The sequence below is a fragment of the Halomonas sp. KM-1 genome, assembly GCF_000246875.1.
Lineage (GTDB): Bacteria > Pseudomonadota > Gammaproteobacteria > Pseudomonadales > Halomonadaceae > Halomonas > Halomonas aerodenitrificans.
The window spans coordinates 1-4,792 of sequence record NZ_BAEU01000142.1 but is presented as its reverse complement, the minus strand read 5'-3'; the positions used below and the strand labels follow the sequence as shown (position 1 = coordinate 4,792).

The 4,792-nt window shown below is 64.6% G+C and carries 4 protein-coding genes; 2 read left to right on the top strand and 2 right to left on the bottom strand.

The genetic code is table 11. The features are described 5' to 3' along the window. Positions 1 to 125: aldehyde dehydrogenase family protein (locus B8115_RS23455; RefSeq protein ID WP_010629204.1), on the top strand; the 125-nt coding region annotated here is incomplete at its 5' end. 110 nt (positions 126 to 235) lie between these two features. Here B8115_RS23455 and B8115_RS17855 read toward each other — a convergent pair. Both B8115_RS17855 and B8115_RS17850 read right to left on the bottom strand, forming a co-directional pair. Beyond that, entirely contained in the window at positions 236 to 1,693 is a 1,458-nt protein-coding gene (locus tag B8115_RS17855; RefSeq protein WP_010629208.1) for a Na+/H+ antiporter NhaC family protein, read from the bottom strand. A gap of 61 nt (positions 1,694 to 1,754) precedes the next feature. Then, positions 1,755 to 3,164 (bottom strand): aminotransferase, encoded by a 1,410-nt coding sequence (locus B8115_RS17850; RefSeq protein WP_010629207.1) that lies wholly within the window; start codon positions 3,162 to 3,164, stop codon positions 1,755 to 1,757. Positions 3,165 to 3,409: 245 nt separating this feature from the next. On the opposite strand from B8115_RS17850, the gene B8115_RS17845 reads away from it, so the two are divergent. Beyond that, positions 3,410 to 4,663, top strand: a complete 1,254-nt coding sequence (locus tag B8115_RS17845; protein WP_010629206.1) for a M20 family metallo-hydrolase — start codon at positions 3,410 to 3,412, stop codon at positions 4,661 to 4,663. Positions 4,664 to 4,792: the final 129 nt, after the last annotated feature.

The window sequence follows — 4,792 nt, the reverse complement described above, 5'->3', positions numbered from 1 at the left end:
CCGGGGGCGACCAGACCATGCCCTTCGGTGGGGTCAAGCAGTCGGGTAACGGCCGTGACAAGTCGCTGCACAGCCTGGAGGAGTATTCCGAACTGAAGAGTGTGTGGATGTCGCTTTCGCTATAGCCGTACGCCGCTCCGCACGACGGGCCGACCGCACACTGTGCGGCCGGCCCGTGTCGTTTCCGCGGCTGCCCTGTATTCAAGGCAGCGCTCAAGGCAGCCGGGATTTGGCCTCAAGCCAGAATGATGAACAGCAGCACGCTCAGCACCGCGGCGATCATGACGTAGGGGAGCTGGGTCAGGGCGTGTTGCAGAGGCGTCACGCTGCAGCCGCGGGCGCTGAGTACCGTGGAGTCGCCGAAGAAGCAGGCGTGGGAACCGAAGGCGCCTGCCGAGATCATGGCGCCCAGCGTCAGGGGCAGCGAGGCGTCGGTGGCCAGCGCTAGCGGCACCACGATCGGGAAGGCGATGGCATAGATGCCCCAGAACGAACCGGTGGCGAAGGCGATGCCCGCCAGTATCAGGAAGGTGATCGCCGGCAGCCACTGACCGGCCATTACCGGCATGACCCACTCGATCAGCGTCTCGGTCAAGCCCAGTCGTTCGTTGACGTCCTGCAGGATGAAGGCGGCGAAGACGATGCCCAGCGGCACCAGCATGACCTGTAAGCCCTTGATGATCTCGTCGAACAGGCGACTCAGGGGAGCCATGTCCTGGGCCACGTACAGGCCGAGCGTCACCAACAGGGCAAACGCCACGCCGATCATGGCGTCGATCTCGAACCACCAGGTAGCGAAGATCAGCGTAGCCATCGGCAACAGGAAGTTGATCAGGCGAGCCGGTCGGTGGGTGAACTGCTCGGGGTTCTGCTCCTCGTTGCTCTCGGGCACGCGCTCTTCGTCGCCTTGCTCCGCGCGCTTCATCTTGCCCAGCGCCGGAATCACGCCAGCCGCGACCAGCAGCACCACGATCAGTGCCATCCAGGGGTAGAAGAGGTAAGGAATCAGCGTGAGGTAATAGCTGAACCCCCGGCCGGTTTCGGCGACGCCGTGGCTTTCCAGCAGCCCCGAGAGGTAGATCGCCCAGGTCGAGAAGGGAACGATCAGGCAGATGGGAGCAGCGGTGGAATCGACGACATAGGCCAGCATCGAGCGCGATATCTTGAGCTTGTCGGCCAGGCGCTTCATCGCCGCCGAGACGGTCATGGCGTTGAGGTAGTCATCGATGAAGATCAGCACCCCGAGCCCGACGCTGCCCAGCAGCGCGCTGCGGCGCGTGGTGCAGTAGCGTCCGGCGGCGCGACTGAACGCCTCCGTACCGCGGGCGAAGTGCAGCAGGCCGATCAGGCTGCCGAGCAGGCCACAGACCAGGATGATCCAGCCCATGGTGGGATTCTGCATCACCTCCAGGCTGCTGGCGGCCATGTCCTGTACGGCGGTGGTCGGCGACAGCATGATGAAGCCGCTCAGCGCGCCGGCCAGCAGGGCTTCCAGGGTGCGGCGCGTCAGCAGGGCCATGCTGATGACCACGGTGGTGGGCAGCAGACTGTAGAGGCCGTAGTTGTCGCCGTCGATCAGCGCAAAACCGCTGAGGCTGGCAATCAGCACGACACCGAGAAACAGCAGGCCACCCTTGGTGGCACTGCCGAAGCGTTGGGGGTGGGCCGTCGGGCCCGAAGGAGAGTATGCCATGATCGTTAACCTTTATTGTTGTACGTTGCACCTTTGATAGAGCCGCTCTTGCAGAGAAGCGTTACAGATAACCGTCCTTGCGTAGCGATGCCGTGGTGGCGGCGAAGGCCTCGTCGAGGACCGCAATCACCCGGTCCACCACGTCACGATTCCAGATCAGCGGCGGCGAGATGATGTTGAGGTGACCCACCGGTCGGATGATCACGCCGCGCTTCTGGGCCTCGGCGGCGACCCGGTCGCCAACTCGCGCCTCCACCGGCAGCAACTCCTTGGTGGCCTTGTCGGCGACGTTCTCGATGGCCAGCATGAAGTGGCTGCCCCTCACGTCGCCGACGGTTTCGTGGTGGCCAAGGGTCTTGAGCTGCCGCTCCAGGTAGGGCCCTACCTCGCGTACGTTGTCGCAGATGCCCTCGCGCTCGATGATCTCGATGTTCTTGAGCGCTGCCGCACAGCTCACCGGATGGCCGGAGTAGGTGAAGCCGGTACTCAGTACGCCGCCCTTGCGCTGGGGGATGCTCAATACCTCGAAGATCTCGTCGGAAATCAGGGTGGCGCCCAGGGGCGCATAGCCGGAGGAGAGACCCTTGGCGCAGTTGATGATGTCCGGCTGGGTATCGAATACCGCTTCGGAGGCGAAGAAGTGCCCCAGGCGGCCGAAGCCGGTGACCACCTCATCGGCGATATAGAGAATCTCATGGGCGCGGCACACCGCCTGCATACGGGCATGGTAGCCCGCCGGTGCCATCAGCACGCCGCCTGCTCCCATGATCGGCTCGGCGATGAAGGCGGCGATGTTCTCGGCGCCGATGCGCTCGATGGTCTCCTCCAGTTCGGCCACCAGATGGTCACAGTACTCCGCTTCGCTCATTCCCGCCGGACGGCGGTAGAGGTTGGCTTCGCTGAGGTGGGTGACCAGATGTTTCAGGGTGTCGAACCCCCAGTTGTTGCTCTCGATGCCGGTCAGGCTCGCCGCCAGGTAGGTGGTGCCATGGTAGGCGTTGTTGCGCGACAGGATGCGCTTCTTGTTCGGTTTGCCCAGGCGGTTGAAGTAGTAATGCACCAGGCGGATGGTGGCATCGTTGGCCGTCGAGCCGCCGCAGCTGTAGAAGACGTGATTGAGATGGGCTGGGGCCAGCGCGGCCAGCTTGGCGGCCAGCTCCGCCGCCGGAGCGTTGGAGAGGTTGTTGAAGGTGGAGAAGTAGGCCATGCGGGTGGCCTGCTCGGCCATGGCCTGGCCGATCTCGGCGCGGCCGTGGCCGACGTTGACGCACCACAGGCCGGCGATACCGTCGATGAAGCGGTTACCGTGGATGTCCGCCACGTAGATGCCGTCGCTGTCGGTGATCAGGTCGCAGCCCTTTTCATGAAAGAGGCTGTAGTCGGTGAAGGGGTGAATGAAATGATCCCTGTCCTTTTGCCACAGCGACTGGGCATCCAAGGTCCGGGGTGGCGTGCGGGTAGCGGTGGTCATGGTCGGCCTCGCGTGTCCGATGTCGTTGTTGGAATGTGTTCCATTGAGGTCGGGTTCAGACTAGCGAGAGGGCGGAAGCGGGGAATATATCCTGATTGGGGTATATCGGCCTCAGGGCAGGCCGGCCTAGGGTTGGAGTCATGACCCAGACATAACGGTCCAGACATAACGATCCAGACATAACGATCCAGACATAACGATCCAGACATAACGATCCAGACATAACGACAAGGGAGACAACCTGGATGAGCGTTTCCATCGACGGCCAGCGGCTCTGGTCGAGCCTGATGGCCATGGCCGAGATCGGTCCCACCGCGAACGGCGGCAGCAGCCGCTTGGCATTGACCGAGGAGGATGCCGCCGGTCGGCGCCTGCTGATCGAATGGTGCGAGGCGCTTGGCTGCACGCTGCGGGTCGACCGGGTCGGCAATCTCTTTCTGCGCCGTCCCGGCAAACGTGACGATCTCGATCCGGTGGCCACCGGCAGTCATCTCGACACCCAGCCCAAAGGCGGGCGCTTCGACGGCATCCTCGGGGTACTGGCGGGGCTCGAGGTGTTCCGTACCCTGCACGATCAGGGCATCGTCACCGAGCGCCCGCTGGAGCTGGTGGTGTGGACCAACGAAGAGGGCAGCCGCTTCGCTCCGGCCATGGTGGCCTCCGGCACCTTCGCCGGCGAATTCAGCGAGGCCTATACCCTGTTGCGCCAGGACCGTGACGGCGTGACCTTCGGCGAGGCGCTGGCCGCCTGTGGCTTTGCCGGCGAGCTGCCGGTGGGTGAGCCCCGCTTCGACGCCTTCTTCGAACTGCACATCGAGCAGGGGCCGGTGTTGGAGGAGGAGCAAGAGGCCATCGGCGTGGTCACCGGTGTGCAGGGCATGCGCTGGTTCGACGTCATCCTGCGCGGCCAGTCGGCCCATGCCGGGCCCACGCCGATGCGCTATCGCCACGATGCCCTGGCTGCCGCGGCACGCCTGATCGATCGGCTGCAGGCGCTGGCCATGGCCGATGACAGCGGCGCCACCAAGGTGACCTTCGGCTGCCTGGAGATCGACAGTCCCTCGCGCAACGTGATTCCCGGCGAGGTACGCCTGACCGTGGATCTTCGCCATGTCGACGAGGGCGAGCTGGACGCCCTGGAGGCCCGCTATGATCGGGAGCTGGCAGCCGCGGCCGAGGCCTTCGGCGTGACAGCGGCCAGCGAGCGCATCTGGGTGTCGCCGGTGGTCAACTTCGATGCCGGCTGTATCGATGCCGTCGAGCGCGCTGCTCGCGCCCAGGGGGTGCCGTACCGACGGATGATGAGCGGTGCCGGCCATGATTCGGTTTACGTGTCGCGGGTGGCGCCGACCTCGATGATCTTCATCCCCTGTCGCGACGGTATCAGTCACAACGAGGCCGAGTACGCCACGCCGGAGCACTGTGCCCTGGGCGCCCAGGTGCTCTGCGACGCCCTGCTGGAACGCGCCAACCGTCAAGGAGTGCGCCATGAGCTTTGAGAACCCCACCACCCTGGCCGACTGGCAGACTCTGGCCGACAGCGTGATCCCGGGTCTGGCGTCGCGCGCCTTTATCGACGACACCTTCGTCGCTGCCGAGAGCGGTGACACCTTCGAATCGCGCAACCC

Bases quoted from the DNA above. Each gene is read 5' to 3' on its own strand.
- B8115_RS17850 (WP_010629207.1), bottom strand. From the start codon at position 3,164: ATGACCACCGCTACCCGCACGCCACCCCGGACCTTGGATGCCCAGTCG.
- B8115_RS17845 (WP_010629206.1), top strand. From the start codon at position 3,410: ATGAGCGTTTCCATCGACGGCCAGCGGCTCTGGTCGAGCCTGATGGCC.
- B8115_RS17855 (WP_010629208.1), bottom strand. From the start codon at position 1,693: ATGGCATACTCTCCTTCGGGCCCGACGGCCCACCCCCAACGCTTCGGC.